The organism is Actinospineispora eucalypti (assembly GCF_039543365.1).
Taxonomy (GTDB): domain Bacteria; phylum Actinomycetota; class Actinomycetes; order Mycobacteriales; family Pseudonocardiaceae; genus Pseudonocardia; species Pseudonocardia eucalypti.
Genome location: NZ_BAABJP010000001.1, coordinates 240380 through 261179, shown reverse-complemented (window position 1 = coordinate 261179; position 20800 = coordinate 240380). Strand labels below are relative to the sequence as shown.

18 protein-coding genes and 3 tRNA genes are annotated in these 20800 nt (G+C 71.1%); 11 read left to right on the top strand and 10 right to left on the bottom strand.

Translation table 11 applies throughout. The features are described 5' to 3' along the window. Window positions 1-96: 96 nt before the first annotated feature. Window positions 97-921 carry an IniB N-terminal domain-containing protein gene (locus ABEB12_RS01255; protein WP_185058534.1) on the bottom strand — a complete coding sequence of 275 codons (825 nt, stop codon included), beginning with the start codon at window positions 919-921 and terminating at the stop codon, window positions 97-99. Window positions 922-1370: 449 nt separating this feature from the next. Beyond that, entirely contained in the window at window positions 1371-2135 is a 765-nt protein-coding gene (locus ABEB12_RS01250) for an IniB N-terminal domain-containing protein (protein ID WP_185058533.1), read from the bottom strand. Between the two features lie 215 nt (window positions 2136-2350). On the opposite strand from ABEB12_RS01250, the gene ABEB12_RS01245 reads away from it, so the two are divergent. After that, the gene (locus ABEB12_RS01245) at window positions 2351-4297 is read left to right on the top strand and encodes an Hsp70 family protein (RefSeq protein WP_185058532.1); all 1947 of its coding nucleotides are present in this window, start codon (window positions 2351-2353) and stop codon (window positions 4295-4297) included. Between the two features lie 612 nt (window positions 4298-4909). On the opposite strand, the gene ypfJ is transcribed toward ABEB12_RS01245, so the two are convergent. After that, complete coding sequence (ypfJ, locus tag ABEB12_RS01240) at window positions 4910-5869, bottom strand: KPN_02809 family neutral zinc metallopeptidase (RefSeq protein ID WP_185058531.1); 960 nt, start codon at window positions 5867-5869, stop codon at window positions 4910-4912. A 109-nt stretch (window positions 5870-5978) separates the two neighbouring features. Here ypfJ and ABEB12_RS01235 point away from each other — a divergent pair. Next, window positions 5979-6063: transfer RNA gene (locus tag ABEB12_RS01235), tRNA-Ser, on the top strand. A gap of 1 nt (window position 6064) precedes the next feature. Here the strand turns inward: ABEB12_RS01235 and ABEB12_RS01230 are convergent. Continuing rightward, window positions 6065-6499 (bottom strand): DUF1905 domain-containing protein, encoded by a 435-nt coding sequence (locus tag ABEB12_RS01230; RefSeq protein WP_185058530.1) that lies wholly within the window; start codon window positions 6497-6499, stop codon window positions 6065-6067. A 187-nt stretch (window positions 6500-6686) separates the two neighbouring features. On the opposite strand from ABEB12_RS01230, the gene ABEB12_RS01225 reads away from it, so the two are divergent. Then, window positions 6687-6953, top strand: a complete 267-nt coding sequence (locus ABEB12_RS01225; protein WP_185058529.1) for a GlsB/YeaQ/YmgE family stress response membrane protein — start codon at window positions 6687-6689, stop codon at window positions 6951-6953. Between the two features lie 113 nt (window positions 6954-7066). On the opposite strand, the gene hisC is transcribed toward ABEB12_RS01225, so the two are convergent. After that, on the bottom strand, window positions 7067-8122 hold the full coding sequence (gene hisC / locus ABEB12_RS01220; RefSeq protein WP_185058528.1) for a histidinol-phosphate transaminase: 1056 nt from the start codon (window positions 8120-8122) through the stop codon (window positions 7067-7069). Between the two features lie 59 nt (window positions 8123-8181). Between hisC and ABEB12_RS01215 the strand changes: the two genes are divergently transcribed. The 4 genes from ABEB12_RS01215 to ABEB12_RS01200 all read left to right on the top strand — a co-directional run bounded on the left by ABEB12_RS01215 (window position 8182) and on the right by ABEB12_RS01200 (window position 11474). After that, window positions 8182-8886, top strand: coding sequence for a dienelactone hydrolase family protein (locus ABEB12_RS01215; protein WP_185058527.1), 705 nt, complete (start codon window positions 8182-8184; stop codon window positions 8884-8886). A gap of 312 nt (window positions 8887-9198) precedes the next feature. Beyond that, a complete protein-coding gene (locus ABEB12_RS01210; RefSeq protein ID WP_185058526.1) occupies window positions 9199-11175 on the top strand; it encodes an acetoacetate--CoA ligase in 1977 nt (658 codons plus the stop codon). 98 nt (window positions 11176-11273) lie between these two features. Beyond that, window positions 11274-11363, top strand: a tRNA-Ser gene (locus ABEB12_RS01205). A 38-nt stretch (window positions 11364-11401) separates the two neighbouring features. After that, a tRNA-Arg gene (locus ABEB12_RS01200) sits at window positions 11402-11474 on the top strand. A gap of 55 nt (window positions 11475-11529) precedes the next feature. Here the strand turns inward: ABEB12_RS01200 and ABEB12_RS01195 are convergent. Both ABEB12_RS01195 and ABEB12_RS01190 read right to left on the bottom strand, forming a co-directional pair. Then, window positions 11530-11658, bottom strand: a complete 129-nt coding sequence (locus ABEB12_RS01195) for a hypothetical protein (protein ID WP_345702468.1) — start codon at window positions 11656-11658, stop codon at window positions 11530-11532. A 64-nt stretch (window positions 11659-11722) separates the two neighbouring features. Continuing rightward, on the bottom strand, window positions 11723-12595 hold the full coding sequence (locus ABEB12_RS01190; protein WP_185058525.1) for a LysR substrate-binding domain-containing protein: 873 nt from the start codon (window positions 12593-12595) through the stop codon (window positions 11723-11725). Window positions 12596-12665: 70 nt separating this feature from the next. On the opposite strand from ABEB12_RS01190, the gene ABEB12_RS01185 reads away from it, so the two are divergent. Both ABEB12_RS01185 and ABEB12_RS01180 read left to right on the top strand, forming a co-directional pair. After that, entirely contained in the window at window positions 12666-13682 is a 1017-nt protein-coding gene (locus ABEB12_RS01185; protein WP_185058524.1) for an alcohol dehydrogenase catalytic domain-containing protein, read from the top strand. Between the two features lie 29 nt (window positions 13683-13711). After that, the gene (locus tag ABEB12_RS01180; RefSeq protein WP_185058523.1) at window positions 13712-14608 is read left to right on the top strand and encodes an SDR family NAD(P)-dependent oxidoreductase; all 897 of its coding nucleotides are present in this window, start codon (window positions 13712-13714) and stop codon (window positions 14606-14608) included. 27 nt (window positions 14609-14635) lie between these two features. Here ABEB12_RS01180 and ABEB12_RS01175 read toward each other — a convergent pair whose 3' ends face one another. Next, window positions 14636-15604 (bottom strand): hypothetical protein, encoded by a 969-nt coding sequence (locus ABEB12_RS01175; RefSeq protein WP_185058522.1) that lies wholly within the window; start codon window positions 15602-15604, stop codon window positions 14636-14638. 98 nt (window positions 15605-15702) lie between these two features. On the opposite strand from ABEB12_RS01175, the gene ABEB12_RS01170 reads away from it, so the two are divergent. Next, window positions 15703-16419, top strand: coding sequence for a GntR family transcriptional regulator (locus tag ABEB12_RS01170; RefSeq protein ID WP_185058521.1), 717 nt, complete (start codon window positions 15703-15705; stop codon window positions 16417-16419). On the opposite strand, the gene ABEB12_RS01165 is transcribed toward ABEB12_RS01170, so the two are convergent. Beyond that, window positions 16386-17789 carry an MFS transporter gene (locus ABEB12_RS01165; protein WP_185058520.1) on the bottom strand — a complete coding sequence of 468 codons (1404 nt, stop codon included), beginning with the start codon at window positions 17787-17789 and terminating at the stop codon, window positions 16386-16388. The two genes, ABEB12_RS01170 and ABEB12_RS01165, sit on opposite strands and share 34 nt — an antisense overlap. Before the next feature lie 26 nt (window positions 17790-17815). Beyond that, window positions 17816-18406, bottom strand: a complete 591-nt coding sequence (gene kstR, locus ABEB12_RS01160; protein WP_185058519.1) for a cholesterol catabolism transcriptional regulator KstR — start codon at window positions 18404-18406, stop codon at window positions 17816-17818. Window positions 18407-18512: 106 nt separating this feature from the next. Between kstR and ABEB12_RS01155 the strand changes: the two genes are divergently transcribed. Beyond that, a complete protein-coding gene (locus ABEB12_RS01155; protein ID WP_185058518.1) occupies window positions 18513-20753 on the top strand; it encodes an acyl-CoA dehydrogenase family protein in 2241 nt (746 codons plus the stop codon). Window positions 20754-20800 lie beyond the last annotated feature (47 nt).

The following is a 20800-nucleotide window of genomic DNA, read 5'->3' as shown; positions in this document are numbered from 1 at the left end:
GGTGGCAGCCTAATTGCCTCCCTTTGCACAGCGAACGGCCGGCCCCATGGTGGGGCCGGCCGTTCAGCCAACCGCTTGGTCGCGGCACTTGATATCTCAGATGTGCGTGACGTCCGTGTTGTGGCTGTCGACGTCGCGCACGTCGTTGTGCGAGTTGATGTCGTCGTGGCTGTCGGTGCGGCTGTGGTCCTCGTAGTTCGAGTACTCACTGTTGTCCGTGTGGCTCTGGTCCACGCCCTGGTCGGCGTGGCCGCCGTCGCCGGCCACGTTCACCGCGGTGTCCCCGTCGCCGGAGTTGTGCACCGAGGTGTTGGTGTCGTTGTCGCTGTTGTAGCCGTGCGAGTCGCCGCCGACGGAGAGCGAGCCACCGTCACCGAAGTTGGCGTGGCCGATGTTGGAGCTGGTGGCGTCGCCGGAGCCGAACGAGGTGGTGTTGTCGTCGCCGGTCACGGCCTGGTTGTTGTCGCCGACCACGTTGTGGTCGCCGGTGGTGATGTCGCTGTCGCGGATGTCGTCACCCGCCGCCACCGAGCCGTCGCCCGAGGCGACCACCGGGTCGTTGTCGATGACCTGGTTGAAGTCACCACCATCGGTGTCGATGTTCTGGTGGATGGAGTTGTCGATGTTGGTGCTGTGGTCCTCGATGACCGTGTGGTTGTTCGTCACGTAGGTCTTGAGGTAGGTCGCCGGGGCATCGTCGTGGTGGTCGTTGTGCGGCGGCGGCCAGTGCACGTGGTGGTCGTTGTGGTAGTGGTCGTTGTCCGAGATCACCTGCAGGGCGTCCCGGATGTCGCCGGAGCTCACGTCGCCGAACCCGCACTCGTTGAGGTAGCCCTCCGGGTCGTCGATGAACGCGGCCCGCGCGTCCGGGTCGCGCAGCAGGTCCAGCAGCCAGTCCAGCAGTTCAGTCGAGGTAGCCATCGTGTTGTCTCCTGAATGGGTTGTGAAGTCTTGCTGGGCCGGACGGGGGTTCCGGCGTTGGCACCAAAGCTATGGCTCACCGGCGTCCGGGCCATCGGGGATCGGACAGGGTTCCGATCGACCGGCCCTACGGGGGTGGGACCCGGGCGGATTGCGGGGATTAGGGGGATTGCGCCCAACGTCCCGGCTACTGCAACACGTTCGCGTCACGCTAGCACTGGGAGGGAAGGGCAATAACACCGCTCAAGCGCCCGCGCGACCGCCCGAGCCACCGTCACTTCCCGAGGCTGCTGAGACTCCTGAGACTCCTGGGCCCGCGCGCCGGCGGGATTCCGGCGTCGAAGGTCGGCTCATGGCCTGTCGCGCCGGTTGATCGCTGTTCGTGGCGGTTCAGCGTCGAATATCGAGGCTGGACCGCCACGGACGGCGATCACCCCGGTAGAGGCGCGCTAGGCCGACCAGCCGTGCCCGAAGTCGGCAGGGTCGGCGTCATCGGACCCCAGATCGGGATCGCCATGCCCGAAGTCGGCCTGGTCGACGTCGTCGTGCCCCAGATCCGGCTCGCCATGGCCGAAGTCGGCCTCGCCCAGATCACCGTGGACCAGGCCAGGCTGGTCGGCTCCGCCTTCGCCAAAGCCGGGATCCTCGAAACCGCCGTCCTCGAAACCGCCGTGTCCGAAGCCCGGCTCGCCCAGTCCCTCACGGCCGAAGCCGTCCTGGCCGCCGCCGCGCCCGAAGTCCGGCTCGTCCACTCCGTCGTGCGCGAACCCGGCCTGGCCGCCGTCAACGTGCCCAAACCCGCCCTCGTCGAGGGTTTCGTGGCCAAACCCGGCCTCACCGTGCCCGACGCCGGCCTCGTCCAGGCTGCCGTGCCCGACGCCGGCCTCGTCCAGGCTGCCGTGCCCGAAGCCGCCCTCGTCGAGACCGCTGTGGCCGAGCCCCGTCTCACCGGGCACGGAGCCGGTCCCGAAGTCGGGCTCGGACTCACCGAACGCGGAGGCCTCCGGGAAGGTGCGGCTGGCGACCCATTCGCGGTAGTCGGCCGGCGCGGAGTCGGCGAGCAGCGCGACCGCGTCGTGCAGGTCCGCGGCGGTGAGGTCGGCGAGGCCGTGCGCCGAGGCGTACCCCTCGGGGTCGTGTCGGAACGCCGCGCTGGCCTCCGGGTCGCTCATGATGCTGTGCAACCAGTCCAGCAGCGAGGAAGGGGCAGACACCGCCTACCCCCTAACCGAACCCGGACGACCGCTGATATCACGTCACGATAGGCCGTTCGGGCGCCCGGCGCATCGGGGAACGAGCAGGGTTCGGTGCGGGGCGGGATACGGGGTATGGGAGTCTGCCCATTGGGGGATTGGGGGGTCCGGACTGTGTCCGGGCGACACCAATGCGTTCGGGAGGGGATTGGCGTGATCGGTAAGGGGAACGCGGGATGACGTACCAGCTCGGCATCGACTTGGGCACCACCTACACGGCGGCGTCCATCGGCCGCGCCGGTCAACGGACACCGGACGTGGTCACCCTCGGCGCCCGGTCGGCAACGGTCGCATCCGTGATGTACCTGGCCGACGACGGGTCCGTACTGGTGGGCGAGTCCGCCGAGCGGCGCGCGCTGACCGACCCGGACCGGGTGGTCCGCGAGTTCAAGCGGCGCATCGGCGACGAGATCCCGCTGCTCATCGGTTCCCGCCAGTACCAGGCGCACGAACTGGGCGCCCGGATGACCCGCTGGGTGGTCGACCTGGTCTCGGAGCGCGAGGGCGGCCCGCCCCGGCGCATCGCGGTCACCCACCCCGCCGCGTGGGGCGCGCACAAGAAGGACCTGCTGGGCCGGGCGCTGCACGACGTGGGCCTCTCCGTCACCTTCCTGGCCGAGCCGCAGGCGGCGGCGGTCAGCTACGCGTCCGCCGAGCGGGTCGACGTGGGCTCCACGATCGCCGTCTACGACCTGGGCGGCGGCACGTTCGACGCCGCCGTGGTGCGCAAGACGCAGAACGGCGGGTTCGAGCTGCTCGGCCAGCCGGAGGGCCTGGAGCGGCTGGGCGGCGTCGACTTCGACGAGGCCGTGTTCAGCCACGTGCGGGAGAGCCTGGGCGGCCAGCTGGAGGGGCTGGACCCGGAGGACCCGGACGTGCTCACCGCCGTGGCCCGGCTGCGCCGCGAGTGCGTCGAGGCCAAGGAGGCGCTGTCCAGCGACACCGAGGCGACCATCCCGGTGCTGCTGCCCAACCTGCGTTCGCAGAGCCGGATCACCCGGGGCGAGTTCGAGGCGATGATCCGCCCCGCCCTGGAGGAGACGATCCTGGCGCTGCGCCGGGCGATCAACTCCGCCGGGCTGACCCCGGCCGACCTCTCGGCCGTGCTGCTGGTCGGAGGTTCGTCCCGGATCCCGCTGGTCTCCCAGCTGGTGTCCGACGAGCTGGGCCGGCCGGTCGCGGTGGACGCCGACCCCAAGACGGCGATCGCGATGGGCGCCGCCCTGGCCATCTCCCCCCAGCCTCCGCCGCAGCCGGGTCCGCCCCCGGGGGTGCAGGGCAGCGGCGGGCTGCGGCCCAGCCAGGCCGGCGTCGGCGCGGCCGGCGCGATCGGTGGCGCCGCGTTCCGCTCCGGTCCGCCCCCCGCTTCGGGCGGCCAGAGCGCGGGTGGGCAGGGCGGTCCGCCGCCTCCGCCGCAGCGACCGGAACCGCAGCGTCCGTCGATCGCCGAGCCGCAACGCCCGGACGTGGCCCCGGCCGCGTTCGCCGACGGCGGCCACGAGGGCGAGCAGTACGCCGAGCAGAGCAAGCCGAAGCAGAACGGCATGCTCATCGGCGTCGGCGCGGTGGTGGCCATCGGCGCCATCCTGGCCGCGATCTTCCTCTGGCCGAAGAGCTCCGACACCCCGGACAACACCTCGAACACGTTGACCCCGGAGACCAGCGCGCCGGCCACCACCTCGGCGCCGGAGCCGGCCAAGCACACCACGCCGAAGCCCAAGCCCAAGCCGCCGGCCGCCACGACCCACAACCAGACGACGACGGTGACCAAGCCGCCGTCCACGTCCACCACGCCGTCGACGCCGAAGACCACGCCGACCACCCCGAAGACCACGCCGAACAACAGCGGCGGCGAGGACAACGCGCCGAGCACCGCGAACGGCGCTCCGGGCGGTACCGGCGGCGCCAGCGGCTCGACCGGCGACGACGCCACCAACAACAGCCTGCCCAGCGACCAGGGCGCGGCCCCGACGCCGCAGGCGACCCCGTCCACGCTGGACACCCCGCAGTCGGAGTACGGCTACAGCTACGACTCCCCCGGTGCCGGGGTGGCCAGCACCGCGCCGCCGGTCGGCCAGTCCTGGCGCAACCACAGCCAGCCGATCACCCGACCGGTGGCATAAGCCACACACCGGCGTCGCCCGACGTGTTCTAGTGCGGCGCCAAAGATCGATATCAAAACCCGCTGACCTGGTCGGATACTTCTAAACCGACCAGGTCAGTGCTTTATGTCACACTTTTCCCGGCGATCGATGGCGGCAGTCCATCGCCGAGCGTAATCAGATGGAACACATCTCCGCCGCCGACCGTTCGGCGATCAGTTAGGTGCCGGTCAACCGGCCCAAACCGGGCTTACCTGGACTTTGCCATCACAAGTGAGCCGTCACTGACCGCAATTCACCGCACGAGAACGGCCGGTCGTGCCCTTCGTGCCGAATTAGCTTGCCCTTTCCGTTGCCCGTTTTAGGTGTAGAGGCAGGCGATTTCGGGGTATCCATCCCGAACCGAAACCGCCGCCGCGTCGTTACCAGATCAGAGTGACCGGGGTCGGCGTGGAATGGGAGCCCCCGCCCGACCCCGGTCACCACCACCTCTCCCCGGTTTGGCGCGCGCGGATATAGCGCCTCCGGATGTCGCTGCGCCCCCACTGGATCGGTTCCGGAGCCTCCGCCCGGGACACGCCGGGGCGCCCCCGCCGGGCCGGGCCCGAGGGACCGCCGAATTCCGGGTAATAGTTAGCCTAGGTCCGTACCTTTGGCGAAGGTGTCACACTGCCCCGGGTCACCGGACCGAATGCCGGCCAGGAGCCATTTCTCTCGCTGCGCCGAGCTTCCATGGGTGAATTTGCTCTGGTCCACGCGCTGACCGGCCAGTTCGGATTGGATGAAGTCGTCACCGATTCGTTCCGCGGTGTCCACTCCGGCGGCGATATCGGTGGACGTGACGTTTTGGATGAGCGGTTTGCCGGAGGCACTGGTGGTCTGGGTGGCGTGGTTGGCCCAAACGCCCGCATAACAGTCGGCCTGCAACTCCAGGCGCACCGAGCCGGACGTCGCGCCCGTCGCCCCCGACCGCACCTGCCGGTTGGTGCCGAGCAGGTTCTGCACGTGGTGGCCGTACTCGTGGGCCAGCACGTACGCGCGGGCGAACGGGCCGCCCTTGGCCCCGAACCGCTGCTCCAGCTCCTGGAAGAAGGTCAGGTCGATGTAGATCAGGTGATCGGCCGGGCAGTAGAACGGGCCGGTGTCCGAGCTGGCCGCGCCGCAACCGGTGTTCACCCCGCCGGAGAAGAACCGGGTGTTGGCCGGCTGGTAGCGGCGCCCCTCGCTGGCGAACTCGCGGGTCCAGTAGGCCTGGATGGAATTGATCACCGCGACCGCCTCGCAGTCCCGGTTGGCCGCCGCGTCCCTGCCCCGCTGGCAGCGCTGCCGCAGTGCCTCGTCGCTGACCTGGCCACTCTGCGACTGCGACCGGCTGGCGGTCCCGCCCGGGGCGCCGCCGGTGAGGATGCTCGGGTCGATCCCGGCCGCCCCGCCCACCTGGGAGAGCACGAAGTAGAGCAGCAACCCGACCAGGCTGACCCCGCCGCCGCCCAGCGCCACCCGGCCGCCGAAGCCGCCACCCCCACCGCCGCCGCTGCCCCTCAGGTCCTCGACCTGAGAGGTGTCCAGCTCAGCATCGGAGTTGAAATCCACGGTGTCCTCCCGGGCCGGGGCGTCCGATCCGCCCGTGCGTGACGTGCCGATCCCACCACAGCCACCGGCGCCGGTCGAGCGTGACGCGGCCGCTCGCTACGCTGTCCGTGGAAGCGTGGCAGAGCGGCCGAATGCACTCGCCTTGAAAGCGAGCAGTGGGAAACCACTCGGGGGTTCGAATCCCTCCGCTTCCGCTCAGCTCAGCTCGTCGAGGACCTTTACCACCCGGCGGGCTCGGGTCTCGGGGGTCTTGGCGCCCTCCACCGACAGCACGTGCGCCCGCTGCCGGCTGTACGACAGCGCCCGGAAACGGTCGCGCGCGGCCGGGACGCGGGCCAGCGCCTCGGCCAGGTCGGCCGGGACCTCGACCATCCTGGGCTCGGTGTCAAGCTCGATGTCCACGGTGACCCGGTCGCCGGCGGCCACCCCGGCGGCGGCCCGGTTCTCCGCGCTGAGCGGCACGAAGTACGCCCCGGACATGGGCGCCACGGTGGTTCGGTAGGTGTGCCCGCCGACGGTCACCTGGACCGGCGGGCGCCGGTGGGAGCCCAACCCCTCGACCACCTCGGCGGGCACCCGGATCCCGGTGGCCGTCTTGCCGCCCAACTCCACAATCGACTCGAATCGCACCGGACGAGCATGCCATCCGCCATCGAGAAGAATTCACCTGACGGGCGACATCACGATCGTGCGACGGTGCTGCGGGATACGTTTACTGTGCCCTACGCTGGGTAAATCTTGATCGCATTAAGTGCGGTCCCGGCACCTAGAGGCCCGGACCGCCAGTTTGTTCTGGCCAGAACATGGAGGTGGGTCCGTGGGCATTCTCGGTTTCATCGTGCTCGGCCTTATTGTGGGCGCGCTGGCCAAGTTGATCATGCCGGGTAAAGACCCCGGCGGCATTATCGTCACGATGATTATCGGAATCTTGGGCGCCTTCCTCGGCGGATGGCTCGGCAGCAAGATCCTCGGTGCCGGGCTCGGCAACTTCTTCGACCTGCGGACCTGGGGTCTTGCGCTGGTCGGATCGCTGATCCTGCTGCTGATCTGGCGGCTCATCAACAAGGCACGCGCCAGGGCGTAGCCTCCCGAGAGCTCTTCCCCGCGCCGTCCCCGGTCACCCGTCCGGGGACGGCGCGGTGCTTTGTATTTGTCGCGCAGTGTTCACGGTGCGGAAAAACTCTTTCAAAATTCCCGTCACCCCGACCAGGCCCGGGCGACGGCCAGGAATGCGTCATTCTCCTCGGCACCGGCCACCGAAACCCGCACACCCGAGCCGGCAAACGGACGCACCACCACCTTGTGCCGCTCACAATGCTCGCTGAATGGCACCGCGTCGTCCCCCAACGGCAGCCAGACGAAATTCGCCTGGCTCTCCGGAACCGCGAAACCGGCCTCACCGAGCGCGCCCAACACCCTTGACCGCTCCTTGGTGATCTCGGCCCAGGACGGCTCCAGCTCGTCCAGGCAGTCGAGGGCCGCACCGGCCGCCGCCTGGGCCAGCGAGCTCACGCTGAACGTCACGTACACCTTGCGCAGCGCGGAGATCACCTGCGGCGCCCCGACCGCGTAGCCAACCCGGATCCCGGCCAGCCGGTACGCCTTGGAGAACGTGCGCAGCACGACCAGGTTCGGGCGGCCGGGCAGCAGGTCGATGCCGTCCGGCGCGTCGGGGTCGGTGACGAACTCCCGGTACGCCTCGTCCAGCACCACCAGCACGCGCGGCGGGATCGCGTCCAACAGCGTGAGCAGCTCGTCACGCCGGATGGCCGGGCCGGTCGGGTTGTTCGGGCTGCACAGGAACAGCACCCGGGTCCGGGGGGTGACCGCGCGGGCCAGCGCGGCCAGGTCGTGGCGGGCGTCCGCGTCCAGCGGGACGGTCACCGGCGTCGCACCGATGACCTTGGACACGATCGGGTACATCTCGAACGAGCGCCAGGCGAACAGCACCTCGTCCTCGGCTCCGGTGCAGGTGATCTGCAGCAGCTGCGGCAGCAGGCTCACCGACCCGCAGGACACCGCCACCTGCTCCGGCGAGACCCCGCGTCGCTCGGCGATCTTGGCGGTGAGACCGATCACGCCGTTGTCCGGGTACCGGTTCCCGGCCGCCGCCGCCTCGGCGATCGCGGCGAGCACCCGCTCCGGAGGCGGCAACGAAACCTCGTTGCTGGCCAGCTTGATGGCGCCCGGGATGGTGCGCCCCGGAACGTACGAGGGGAGGGCTTCGATTCCGGCCCGCAGGATGGGGTCCATGGCCGCTACGTTAGCCGTCGTGCCACACGTTGGCGGCCGGAACGTGCGACGCTGTGCGCATGACCGAGCTCCGCACCGAAACCGTGCCGCTGGACGACGGCAGCAAGCTGCGTCTCACGGTTGCCGACCCGGACCGTTCGGCTCGGGGCGGGATCGTCGTGCTGCACGAATCGCGCGGGGTCACCGACGGGGTGCGGTGGCTGGTGCACAGCCTGGCTCAGGAGGGCTACCAGGTGGTCGCGCCGCACCTCTACCACCGGGACGGCGCCGACGAACTGGACGCCGGCCACTCCGAGGAGCAGGTGCGTGACCAGGTCAGCCGGCTCACCGGGGACAGCGTCATGGCGGACACCGACACCGCCTTCGGCTGGCTGGCCGACCGGGGCATCGGCGCCGACCAGATCGGCGTGATCGGCTTCGACCTGGGCGGCTCGGTGGCCCTGGTGGTGGCCACGCAGCGTCGCCTCGGCGCAGCGGTGACGGTGGCCGGCAACCACGTGGCCGAGCCTCTGGGCGCCGACCTGCCGTCGCCCCTGGGTGCCGCGCCGGAGCTGACCTGTCCGTGGTTGGGCCTGTTCGGCGAGCGCTCCACCGACCCCTCGGTGGACGACGTGGAGAAACTGCGCGCGGCGGCGCAGGACGCCCGCACCGCCAGCCACGTGGTCGTCTACCCCGAGGTGGACCACCGCTTCGACGCCCACCCCGACACCTCCGCCGACGCCTGGCACCGCACCCTCAACTGGTTCGACTCCCACCTCCGCTAACCCCACCCCCGCGAGTCGGGACTTCAGGTACGGCGAGTCGGGGATTGGGGTACGGCGAGTCGGGGATCTCGGCACACCGAGTTGACGGTTTCAGCACCCCGAGTCGACTCTCTTGGCGCACGGCTTGACCCACCGAGGTACAAGCTACGGCCCGACGCACCGGGACATTCGAGCCCGCCACACGGGACGCCTGAACCCGACTCGCTGCACCTGAAGTCCCGACTCGCCGGACCCAAATCCCCGACTCGCCGTACCCGAAAGCCCGACTCGCCGTACCTGGATCCCCGACTCGCGGTGGGTGAGGATGTGGGGATGGATGCGGAGCGGATTTGGGCACCTGATCCGGAGCGGGCGAAGGCCACTGCGCTGGCGGAGTTCGGCCGGTGGGTCGCCGAGCACCGGGGAGTGGACGGCGCCGAGGACTACGCCACCCTGCACCGGTGGTCGGTGCGCGACCTGCACGGGTTCTGGTCGGCGGTGGCCGAGTTCGGCGGGGTGCGCTTCCACGACCGGCCGACCGCCGTGCTCGGGAGCCGGGAGATGCCCGGCGCGCAGTGGTTCCCCGGCGCCACGCTGAACTACGCCGAGCACGCCCTCACTCCCGGCGGCCCCAACGCGCCGCGCGCCGACGACGACACCGCGCTGATCTTCGTCCGGGAGGACGACCAGGAGCGCAGGGTCAGCTACGGCGAGCTGCGCGGGGAGGTCGCCGCCGCCCGCGCCGGCCTGCGCAAGCTGGGCGTCCAGAAGGGCGACCGGGTCGTGGCACTGGCGCCGAACTGCGTGCCGACCCTGGTCGCCTTCCTGGCCGCCGCCAGCCTGGGCGCCACCTGGTCGTCCTGCTCGCCGGACTTCGGGGCGCGCGCGGTGTACGACCGGTTCGCGCAGATCGAGCCGGTGGTACTGGTCGCGGTGGACGGCTACACCTACGGCGGCAAGCGCTTCGACATCCGGGAACGCCTGGCCGAGCTGCGCAAACAGCTGCCCACCCTGCGCGCCACCGTGCTCATCCCGTACCTCGACGAGACCGCCACGGCCGAGGGCACCATCGGATGGGGCGAGTTCGCCGAAGACCGCGAGGCACCGCTGGTGTTCGACCCGGTGCCGTTCGACCACCCGCTGTGGGTGCTCTACTCCTCCGGCACCACCGGGCTGCCCAAGGGCATCGTGCACGGCCACGGCGGCATGGTGCTCGAGCACATCAAGCAGCTGAGCCTGCACTACGACATCGGCCCCGGTGACCGGCTGTTCTGGTTCACCACCACCGGCTGGATGATGTGGAACCTGATCATCTCCGGGCTGCTGGTCGGCGGCACCGTGGTGCTCTACGACGGCAACCCCGGGTACCCGGACCTCGGCGCGCTGTGGGCACTCGCCCAGCGGCACCGGGTGAACGTGTTCGGCGTCTCCGCGCCGTACATCCAGTCCTGCCTCAAGGCCGGGCTGCGCCCGCGCGAGGAGTACGACCTGCGCGAGATCCGGGCGATCGGGTCCACCGGCGCGCCGCTGTCGGTGGAGGGCTTCCGGTGGATCGCCGACGCGGTGGACCCGGGCATCCAGATCGTCAGCATGTCCGGCGGCACCGACATGTGCACCGCGTTCGTCGGCGGCGCGCCGACCGTGCCGGTGTGGCTGGGCGAGCTGTCCTGCGCGCTGCTGGGTGCGAAGGTGGAGGCGTACGACGAGGCCGGCAACGCACTGGTCGACGAGGTCGGCGAGCTGGTGGTGACCGAGCCGATGCCGTGCATGCCGGTGTTCTTCTGGAACGACCCGGACGGCGACCGGCTGCGCGCGGCGTACTTCGAGGACTACCCGGGCGTCTGGCGGCACGGGGATTGGATAAAGATCACACCGCGCGGTTCGTCGATCATCTACGGGCGCAGCGACTCCACCCTGAACCGGGGTGGAGTTCGCATGGGCACGGCCGACTTCTACGCGGTCGTCGAGGCGTTCGACGAGGTCAGCGACTCGCTGGTGATCGACACCACCGCACTGGGCACCGAGGGCGAAGGCGCGCTGCTGTGCTTCCTGGTACTCGCGCCCGACGCCGAGCTGGCCGACGTGGAGCCGAAACTGCGCACCGCGCTGCGCCGCGAGCTGTCCCCCCGGCACGTGCCGGACCGGTTCGTCGAGGTCAGCGAGGTCCCCAGGACGCTGAACGGAAAGAAGTGCGAGGTGCCGGTGAAGAAGATCCTCTCCGGGGTTCCGGTGGACCGCGCGGTGAGCCGGGGCGCACTGGCCAACCCCGCCGCCCTGGAGCCGTTCGTCGCCCTGGCCACCCCATCCTGACCTGGGTGTTCGCCCACAAGGGCGGCTAAGGGCATACCGCTTTGATCCGGCGGGAAGTCGCTGTGTAACCTATCCACCTGGAGGCCGAGAAGGCCCCGGGAGGCTTCGCCTAGTCTGGTCTATGGCGCCGCACTGCTAATGCGGTTTGGGGTAACCCCCCATCCCGGGTTCAAATCCCGGAGCCTCCGCGTGACGTTCGGCTTCGGCCGGGCGGACAACTGAACATGCGCTCGTAGCTCAACGGATAGAGCACTTGACTACGGATCAAGAGGTTGCAGGTTCGAATCCTGCCGAGCGCGCTCTCAAGTACGAGACGGCTGTCGGGTCAACCGGCGGCCGTTTTTCAGTGGGCGCTCAGGTGTCCTCGTCGTCGTCCACGTCTTCGAGCTCGGGGAACGGTGAGAGGACCTGGTTCCGCACCAGCGTCGCGACATCCTCGGCGGCCAGCCCGTAGGCCAGGCCCCGCAGCGAGTCGGTGAGCATTGCCTGAGCATCTACCCGGTGAAGATCGTGAACCATCACCCGACCGGCTGAACAACGCGTGTCGCTACCCGGCCACGCCGGTGGCGGCCTCGACGAACGCGTCCAGCAGGTCGTCCCGCCGGGCGGCCGCGTGGGCCAGGCAGACCGGGTGCGGCGGGATGTCCACCACCGGCACGCAGACGATTTCCGGCCGGTGGTAGTAGGCGGCGGCCGACGCGGGCAGGAAGGTGATCGCCCGCCGGGCCGCCACGTGTTCCAGCTTCTCGTCCATCGTGCGGATGGCCGGGCCGGGTTTGACCCGGTGGCCGTCCGGGCGCGGGTCGGTGTTGCAGAACGCGTCCCAGGCCGGGCTGGCGTCGCGGTGCATGACCACCGGGTCGTCAGCCAGGTCGAGGATGCTGAGGCTGGTCTTGCCGGCCAGCGGGTGGTCGGCGTACAGCACGGCCAGCCGGGGCTCGGAGTAGAGCCGGTGGATGCGCAGGCCCCGTTCCTCGATGGGCAGCCGGATGTAGGCGATGTCCACGGTGCCGTCCAGCAGCACCTCCGCCTGGTCGTACCACTCGATGCGGCGCAGCTCCACGGTCACCTCCGGCCGCGCCTGGTTGAACGCCGCCACCGCCGAGGTGACCGGGATGCCGGCCATGAAGCCCACGTTGAGCGTGCGGTTGCCCCGGCCGGCGGCCTTGACCCGGCGTTGCGCCGCGTCCGCCGAGGCGAGCAGCGAGCGGGCCTCGTCCAGCAGCTGCCGGCCGCCGGCGGTGAGGTCCACCTGTCGGCTGGTGCGGGTGAACAGGGGCACGCCCAGCTCGTGTTCCAGCCGGCCGATCTGCCGGCTGAGCACCGGTTGCGCGATGTGCAGCGCGGCGGCGGCCCGGCCGAAGTTGAGCTGTTCGGCGACCTCCACGAAGTAGCGCAGCTTGCGCAGATCCAGATCCATGCCCGCAGGGTATCGATCGCGTCGACAAAGGTCTTGGACCCGACCGGGCGAACCAGAACATGCTTGATTCATGCGAGCCGCGCAATTGGACGCCCCCAACACCACGTTGTCGCTGGTCGAAAGGCCGGTGCCGGAACCTGGTCCGGGCGAGATCCTGATCAAGGTCAATGCCTGCGGGATGTGCTTCACCGAGGTCAACCTGGTGGAGGGGCACTACCCGTTCGCCCGGTTCCCGGTGGTGCCCGGGCACGAGATCACCGGCACCGTGGCCGCCCTCGGCACGGGGGTGAGCTGGCCGGCGGTGGGCACCCCGGTCGGCGCCCAGTTCCTCTACGACTCGTGCGGGCACTGCGACTACTGCGTGCGCGGCGAGCAGATCCTCTGCCCGAACAAGCGGATCACCGGTATCGGCGTGGACGGGGGATACGCCGAGTACATGATCGCTCGGGAAGGCTTCGTCACTCCGCTGCCGGACGGCCTGGACCCGGTGGCCGCCGCGCCGCTGATGTGCGCGGGGATCACCGCGTTCAACGGGCTGCGCCAGGGCGGCGCGCGGGCCGGCGCGCGGGTGGCGGTGATCGGCGCCGGTGGGGTCGGTGGGCTGGCGGTGCGGTTCGCCGTGGCCATGGGCGCCCGGGTGGCCGTGCTGGGCCGGTCGGCCGACGGTGCCGAAGCCGCCAAGGAATTGGGCGCGGAGCGGTACGTCAATATCGGAGCCACCGCCGAGCAGGACCCGGCCGAGGCGCTGCGGGCCTGGGAGGGCGGCGCCAACCTGATCGTCAACGGCGCGCCCAGTTCCGCCGCCGCCGCTGCCACCCTCGGCGGGCTGGCCCCGGACGGCACGCTGCTGCTGCTCGGCTACGGCCCGGACCCGCTGGTGCTGCCCACCATGCCCATGGTGCTCGGCCGGCTGCACGTGCTGGCCAACCCGTCCGGCTCGCCGCACGACCTGCGCGACACCCTCTCCTTCGCCGCCGCGCACGGCATCTTCCCCCAGGTCACCCCGGTCTCCCTGGACGAAGCGCCCTCGGTGCTGACGGACATGGCCGCCGGTTCCTCCCGGGGCCGTCACGTCATCCACTTCTGAGGTTTCCCGAGTTCGGAAAGGAACCACCAATGTCCCAGGTCGTCCTGGTCACCGGCGCATCCAGCGGGTTCGGCAACCTGATCGCGCGCACCCTGGCCCGAGGCGGGCACACCGTCTACGCGAGCATGCGGGACACCGCCGGCCGCAACGCCCCCCGCGTCGCCGAGGTCAGGGCCTGGGCCGAGGAGTCCGGCGTGGACCTGCGCACGGTGGAGCTGGACGTGCTCTCGCAGGTGTCCGCCGACGCGGCCGTCCGGCAGATCGTCAACGAGTGCGGCCGCCTGGACGTGGTGGTGCACAACGCCGGCCACCTGACCGTCGGCCCCACCGAGGCGTTCAGCACCGAGGAGATCGCCGGGCTGTTCGACACCAACGTGCTGGGCACCCACCGGGTGAACCGGGCCGCGCTGCCGGTGATGCGCGACCAGGGTCAGGGCCTGTTGCTGTGGATCAGCAGCACCACGGTGTTCGGCGGCTACCCGCCGTTCATGGGCGCCTACGCGGCCACCAAGGCCGCCGTGGAGGGCCTGCTGCGCACGCTGGCCATGGAGGTGTCCCGGTTCGGTATCGAGACGGCCACCGTGGTGCCGGGCGCGTTCACCGCCGGCACCGAGCACTTCCCGCACGCCTCCCACCCCGCCGACTCGTCGCTGGCCGTTGTCTATGACGGCCGCTACGACGGGCTGGACGCCCAGGTGGGCCGGCGGCTGGCCGAGCTCACCCCGGCGGACGCGCCGACCGCGCAGGCGGTGGCGGACGCGGTCGCTTCGGTGGTGGCCACCCCGCACGGCCAGCGCCCGTTCCGCACCCTGGTCGACCCGGTCGGCGACGGCGCCGCCGAGGTACTGGAGGTCACCGAGCGGGTCCGCGTCGACTTCGCCAAGCGCCTGGGCATCGACGACCTCTGGCACCCATCAGCGGGCTGACCCGTCGGCGGGCGGGCCGGGTCGCGGTTAGCGCCCCGGTTGCACGGCGACCGGGGCGGTGCCGCCCGGCGCGAACACACACACCGCCTTGGCGGAGCGGGCGCATTCCTTGGCCGCCTCGATGCGCAGGTACTCCAGGTAGTTCGGGTCGCCCAGCGCCCGGGACAGCTGGGCCTGGGCGGCGGCCAGGTCGACCGCCGACTTCTTGGCGTTCCGTGCCTCGCGGATCTTCGGGTCGGTGTAGTCCGCACTGATGATCAGCAGCTCCACCGGCGGGCAGGGCAGCAGCCGGGGGTCGGTGGCCTTCGGGTTGCCCGGGTTGTCCCGGTTGAACGAGGGTCCGCAGAAGAACTGGGCGCCGGTCTGGCGCTCCAGATAATCCTGGAAGCGCCGGCCGACGTCCGCCTGCAGCAGGGTCAGCGCGCCGGTGTCCGAACCGCCGATCTGCAGGTTGTTCACGATGGCATCGCCGTCGTACCGGCGCGCCTCGTCCTTGAACGCCGACTCCAGCTGCGGGTACAGCTTCTCCCGCAGCAGCCGCCGCCAGCCCTCGGTGTCCTGCCCGGTGTCGTCCAGTTGGCAGTTGTAGTGCTTGCACACGTCCTCGAAGAACCGGCGCAGCGTGCCACCCGGGTAGCCGGGTATGTCGTCGTCGCGGGTGTTGATTTTGAACGCCGCACTGATCTCGAAGTCCACCAGCGTGCCGCTGGTCTCCGCCGTGCCGCCGGCCGGCACGCTGATCACGGTGTTGATGTCGGCCCGCTCGTCCCGGCGCACGATGAAGCTGCGCTGGGCGGTGGTGAGCTTGTAGATGTTGTCGTTGGCCACCCACTCGACGTCGCCGGGCTCCACCACGTTGGCGAACTGCTGCCCCTCGAAGCTGCCCGCCGTGTAGTGCAGCCCGATCGCATCCGGCTCCACCTCGGTGGCCGCGCAACCGCTGAGCACGGTCACCGCCAGCAGCGCGCAGCACAGAATGGGCTTGTTCCTGGTCACGTGTGGCCCCCCTCTACGTGGCCCACGAAGGGTATCCCGGATTGGTGACGTAACGTAATCGTCGATTACCACGTCGGTGGCATCGGACGGAGGTGGGCGTGGACCGACTGGCTGACGTGCGCGCGATCGACGGCCGCGGCGAGGCCGACCGGGTGGTCACCGACCTCGCGCGGCGGATTCGCCAGGGCGACCTGGTGCCCGGCCAGGTCGTCCGGCTGCGCGAGCTCGCCGAACGGCGCGGAATTCGCACCCGCGCGCTGGTCATGGCCTGCACCAGCCTGGAGCGCGAGGGCCTGCTCACCCTGCGCGGCGACGTGGCCGTCGTGGCGCCGCTGGATCTGGGCGAGGTGCGTTCCGCCTACGAACTGCTGCGCCGGCTGGAACCGGACCTGATCACCCGGGCCAGCGCCCTGGCGCGCCCGGAACAGCTCGAGCGGTTGCGCGCGATGATCCCGGGCGACGGCGACGACCGGCAGACCAGTTCCGCCGTTGTGATCAACTTTCTCACCGAGCTGTGCCGCCCCGCCGCCTCCGGGTGGGACCTGCGGATATACGACGAGATCCGCCGCGACCTGCAGCGTTACCTGCGGCTGGGCTTCCAGGTGATCGAGGGCGGCTCCGCGCCCGGCCGGTCCCGGCGGGCGGAGGACTCCGACCGCAACGCGCTGTGCCACGACCTTCTGGACCGCTACCTGGCCCAGGACGTCGCCGGCCTGCGTGCGGTGATCACCGAGTTCCGGCGCCGCGGCCAGCAGGTCGCCGAGCTGAGCTTCGAGGCCGGTCACCCGTCCCGGCGGACGCTGCGGCTGGGCTGACCCGGCGCGCCCGGACTCGGGTTTGGCGGGCTCGGGCTCGGCGGGATCGAACTCGGCGGGATCGGGCTTGGCGGGATCGAACTCGGCGAGATCGGGCCCGGCAGGCTCGAGCTCGGGATCGGCGGGCTCGGGTTTGGCGGGCGATGGCCGGGGCTCGGCGCGCGGGGGCCGGCCGGGGACACCGGGGGGCCGAACGCGAGCACCCCGATGGCCAGCAGCGGGGCGGCCGCGAACACCAGCAACGACTCCGGGGCGGTCGCGCCGCCAGCCAGCAGCAGCCCGCCGATGGCCGGCCCGGCCGCGCCGAGCAACCGGCCGAAGGTGAACACCAGGCCCAGCCCGCTGCCCCGGATCGCGTCCGGGTAGTAGATGCCGATGTAGGCCATGAGCAGGTTCAGCGAGCCGATCGAGCCGGCCCCGACCACCAGCACCAACAGGTGTACCCACGGCGCGGGCGGCTTCGCCGCGATCGCGGCCAGAGCCAGCACCGCGCAGCCGAAGGTGACCAGCACGACCCCCTTGCTGCCCCGGCGGTCCGCGATCAGCCCGCCCCCGAACGACCCGGCCGCCGCGCCCAGCTGCATCAGCGCGAGGAACACCAGCGAGGACCCGAGCCCGTAGCCGGCCTGGATCATGATGGTGGGCAGCCAGGTGGTGGCCGCGAAGGTCAGCAGCAGGGCCAACCCGCCGGCCAGCCAGAACAGCAGCGTGGCCCGCAGGTGGGTCCGGTCCAGCAACGCGCGCGGCGCGACCAGCGGGCTTGCCGGGCGGGTCTCGGTCGTGCCTTCCCGGACCAGCCGGTGCACCGATCGCGGGAAGCGCGGCACCAGCACCGACACCACCAGCGGCAGCGGCAGCGCGCCCAGCCAGAACAGCGCCTGGTAGCCGAAGGCCGGCGCGACCCACAGAGCGGCGAGTGCGGCCACCGCGCCTCCCGCACCGGCCACCGTGGCGACCACGGCGAAGTTGAACGACTTCCGGCCCGGCGGGGAGTACCGCATGATCATCGACTGCGCGGTCGGGGTGAACGCACCGACCCCCAGCCCGACCAGCACGCGCCCGGCCAGCAGCCATTCCGGACTCGGGGCCAGGGCGCACAGCACCGAGCCGGACGAGTGCAGCAGCACGCAGGCGGGCAGCACCCGCCCCCAGCCCAGGTAGTCGGTGAGCGGGCCGCCGACCAGCCCGCCGAGCACCATGCCGACCACCGCGAGCGAGCCGATCAGGCCGGCGTACTCCGGGGTGAACGCCCAGTCCGGGCGCTGCAGCAGGAACGGCAGCGCGGCGCCGTAAACGCCGTACTCGTAGCCGTCGTAGAGCAGTACGACCGCGCCGAGAACCCAGACGGTGAACGGCGGGCGGGTGCGCACCGTTATCACATTAGAGCGTGCCCGGGTCAGTCCTCCCGCAGGACCAGCCGGACGGTGAGCGCCAGACGGGCCGCGACGTCGTCCGCCGAGGCGCGGTGGGTGACCCAGGCGACCAGGTTGGACAGCCACACGTCACCGATCACCCGCGCGACGATCTTGTCTTCCTCGGTCGGCTCGGCGTCCCCGATGGCGAGGGTGATCATCCGCTCCAGCTGCCGGGCAACCTGGGACACCTCGGCGGCCGCCGAGGTGTCGGCGAACATGAACGCCCTGGTCATCGACTCGGTGAGCTGCGGATCGCGCTGCAGCGAACGAGTGTTGCGGACGAGCACGTAGAGCACCCGCTCGGTGGCCGTCGCGCCCGGGATGGTCATCCGCTCCAGCCGGCCCAACACCTGGTCGAACTCCCGGATCAACGCGGAGACCAGCAGGTGAACCTTGGAGGGGAAGTACCGGTAGAGGGTGCCGAGGGCAACATCGGCCCGCTCGGCTACGGCGCGCATCTGGACCGCGTCGTAGCCCCCTTTGGAAGCGAGCGCGAGCGTCGCGTCCAGGATCCGCTTACGTCGATCCCGCTGGGCGGGGGAGCCGAGGTCCTCCTCGGTCAGTGCGCTCATCGTGCTCCGTTATTGCAGGCTGTTCCGCATTGGGACGAAAGTATAGGAAGTGCTACGACAGTATCAGTCGTTGGGCGAAAACTGGAACACGTTCTATGCTCGGACGATGAGCAGTGGCAAGACGACGGCGCCGTCCGGCGCGGCTACCCCGGTGGCGGACACCGAGGAACGGCGCGCGCTGGCCGCCGCCATCGGCGAGGTCGCGGCGAAGACCCGGCCGGTCGCCGCCGTGCGTTCCGCCGACCCGGAGGCGGCCGGCGAGTGCTGGTCGGGGCTGGCCTCGGTCGGCGTGTTCGGCCTGGCACTGCCCCCTTCTCACGGTGGGGCGGGTGGCGGGGTATTGGACGCTTCCACCGCACTGGAGCGGTGCGGCGCCGAGCTGGTGCCCGGGCCGGTGCTGCCCACGGTGGTCGGTGGGTTGCTGCTCGCCGGTGCCGGCGAGCAGCCCGTGAGTGATTTGTGTGGCTATAGCCACACAAATCACTCACAAGGCGCCTGCTCCGAGGGCACCCTGTCGTTCTCCCTCGGCCTGGACCCTTCGGAGCTGACCGCCACCGCGACGGCGGACGGCCTGGTCGTCACCGGTGAGGTGCACGCGTTGCTCGGCGACGGCCGCCCGCCGGCGCCCGAGGTGACGGCGGAGCTGCTGCTGGGCGCGCGGGACGGTTCGGGGGACGAGCGCTGGTTCACCCTGGACGCCTCGGCCCCCGGCGTCCGGATCACGCCCCGGGAGTCGGTGGACCCGGCCCGCCCGCAGGCGGTGGTCACGCTGCGCGAGGTGGCGGTGCCGGCCGACCGGGTTGTCACCCGGCTGACCGGCGAGCGGGTGCGCTCGCTGGCGGTCACCCTGGCCGCCGCCGAGCTGTCCGGCGTGGCCGGCTGGTGCCTGCGGACCGCGGTGGAGCACGCGCGGCTGCGCGAGCAGTTCGGGCGGCCGATCGGGTCGTTCCAAGCCGTCAAGCACCTGTGCGTGGAGATGCTGTGCCACGCCGAACAGATCAGCGCGCTGGCCTGGGACGCCGCTCGCGCCGCCGACGAAGACCCCGGCGAGCTGCCCCTGGCGGCCGCCGCCTGCGGCGCGTTCGCGCTGGATGCGGCCGTGCAGACGGCCAAGGACGCGATCCAGGTACTCGGCGGCATCGGGTTCACCTGGGAACACGACGCCCACCTGTACCTGCGCCGCGCCCTGGCCACCCGCTCACTGCTCGGGCCGGGCGCCGGATGGCGGCTGCGGCTGGCCGAGCTGGCGCGGCGCGGCGACCGGCGCACGCTCGGCGTGGCGCTGGACCCGGCGACCGAGGCGGACCGGCCGGCGGTGCGTGCTTCGGTGGCCGCGATCGCGGAACTGCCGGAGGCACAACGCCGGGTGGCGCTGGCCGACTCCGGGCTGCTCACCCCGCACTGGCCGGCACCGTACGGGCAGGACGCCTCCCCCGCCCGGCAGCTGCTGATAGACGCCGAACTGCGACGCGCCGGGGTCACCCGGCCGGACCTGGTGATCGGCGGCTGGGCCGTGCCCACGCTGCTGCGCCACGGCACGCCCGAGCAGATCGACCGCTTCGCCGCCCGCACCCTGCGCGGCGAGCTGACCTGGTGCCAGCTGTTCAGCGAACCGGAGGCCGGCTCAGACCTGGCTTCCCTGCGTACGCGCGCCGCGCGGGTGGACGGAGGCTGGCGGCTCACCGGACAGAAGGTGTGGACCTCGCTGGCCCGGCAGGCCGACTGGGCGATCTGCCTGGCCCGCACCGACCCGGACGCGCCGAAACACCGGGGCATCGGCTACTTCCTGGTGGACATGACCTCGCCGGGCATCGACATCCGGCCGCTGCGGGAGATCACCGGCGAGGCGATGTTCAACGAGGTGTTCCTGGACGACGTGTTCGTGCCGTCCGACTGCCTGGTCGGTTCGCCCACCGGGGGCTGGGCGCTGGCCCGCACCACGCTGGCCAACGAGCGGGTGGCGATGGGCGGCGGGTCGGCGCTCGGCGAGGGTGTGGAACGGCTGCTCGCCTGGGCGGCGGAGCCGGAGGAACGGGTCGGCGCACTGGTCGCGCAGGGGCTCGCGGTGTCCCTGCTGGAGCTGCGCGGCACGCTGCGCCGGCTGGACGGGCGGGACCCTGGGCCGGAGTCGTCGGTGCGCAAGCTGGTCGGCGTGGCCCACCGCCAGGACGTGGCGGAGGCCGCGCTGGACCTGGCCGGGCCGGCCGGCGCGTCGTCGGAAGGCGCGACCGCTCCGCTGGTGCACGAGTTCCTGCTCAGCCGGTGTCACTCCATTGCCGGCGGCACCACCCAGATCCTGCGCACGCTGATCGGTGAACGGATCCTGGGGTTGCCCCGCGAGCGTTGACCCGAGTATGAATACTAGAACACGTTTCAGTCTTTGTCGGCACCTGA

Bases quoted from the DNA above. Each gene is read 5' to 3' on its own strand.
- ABEB12_RS01245 (WP_185058532.1), top strand. From the start codon at position 2,351: ATGACGTACCAGCTCGGCATCGACTTGGGCACCACCTACACGGCGGCG.
- ABEB12_RS01215 (WP_185058527.1), top strand. From the start codon at position 8,182: ATGACCGAGCTCCGCACCGAAACCGTGCCGCTGGACGACGGCAGCAAG.
- ABEB12_RS01155 (WP_185058518.1), top strand. From the start codon at position 18,513: ATGAGCAGTGGCAAGACGACGGCGCCGTCCGGCGCGGCTACCCCGGTG.
- ABEB12_RS01195 (WP_345702468.1), bottom strand. From the start codon at position 11,658: ATGCTCACCGACTCGCTGCGGGGCCTGGCCTACGGGCTGGCCGCCGAG.
- ABEB12_RS01255 (WP_185058534.1), bottom strand. From the start codon at position 921: ATGGCTACCTCGACTGAACTGCTGGACTGGCTGCTGGACCTGCTGCGC.
- ABEB12_RS01180 (WP_185058523.1), top strand. From the start codon at position 13,712: ATGTCCCAGGTCGTCCTGGTCACCGGCGCATCCAGCGGGTTCGGCAAC.
- ABEB12_RS01185 (WP_185058524.1), top strand. From the start codon at position 12,666: ATGCGAGCCGCGCAATTGGACGCCCCCAACACCACGTTGTCGCTGGTC.
- ABEB12_RS01210 (WP_185058526.1), top strand. From the start codon at position 9,199: ATGGATGCGGAGCGGATTTGGGCACCTGATCCGGAGCGGGCGAAGGCC.
- hisC (WP_185058528.1), bottom strand. From the start codon at position 8,122: ATGGACCCCATCCTGCGGGCCGGAATCGAAGCCCTCCCCTCGTACGTT.
- kstR (WP_185058519.1), bottom strand. From the start codon at position 18,406: ATGAGCGCACTGACCGAGGAGGACCTCGGCTCCCCCGCCCAGCGGGAT.
- ABEB12_RS01190 (WP_185058525.1), bottom strand. From the start codon at position 12,595: ATGGATCTGGATCTGCGCAAGCTGCGCTACTTCGTGGAGGTCGCCGAA.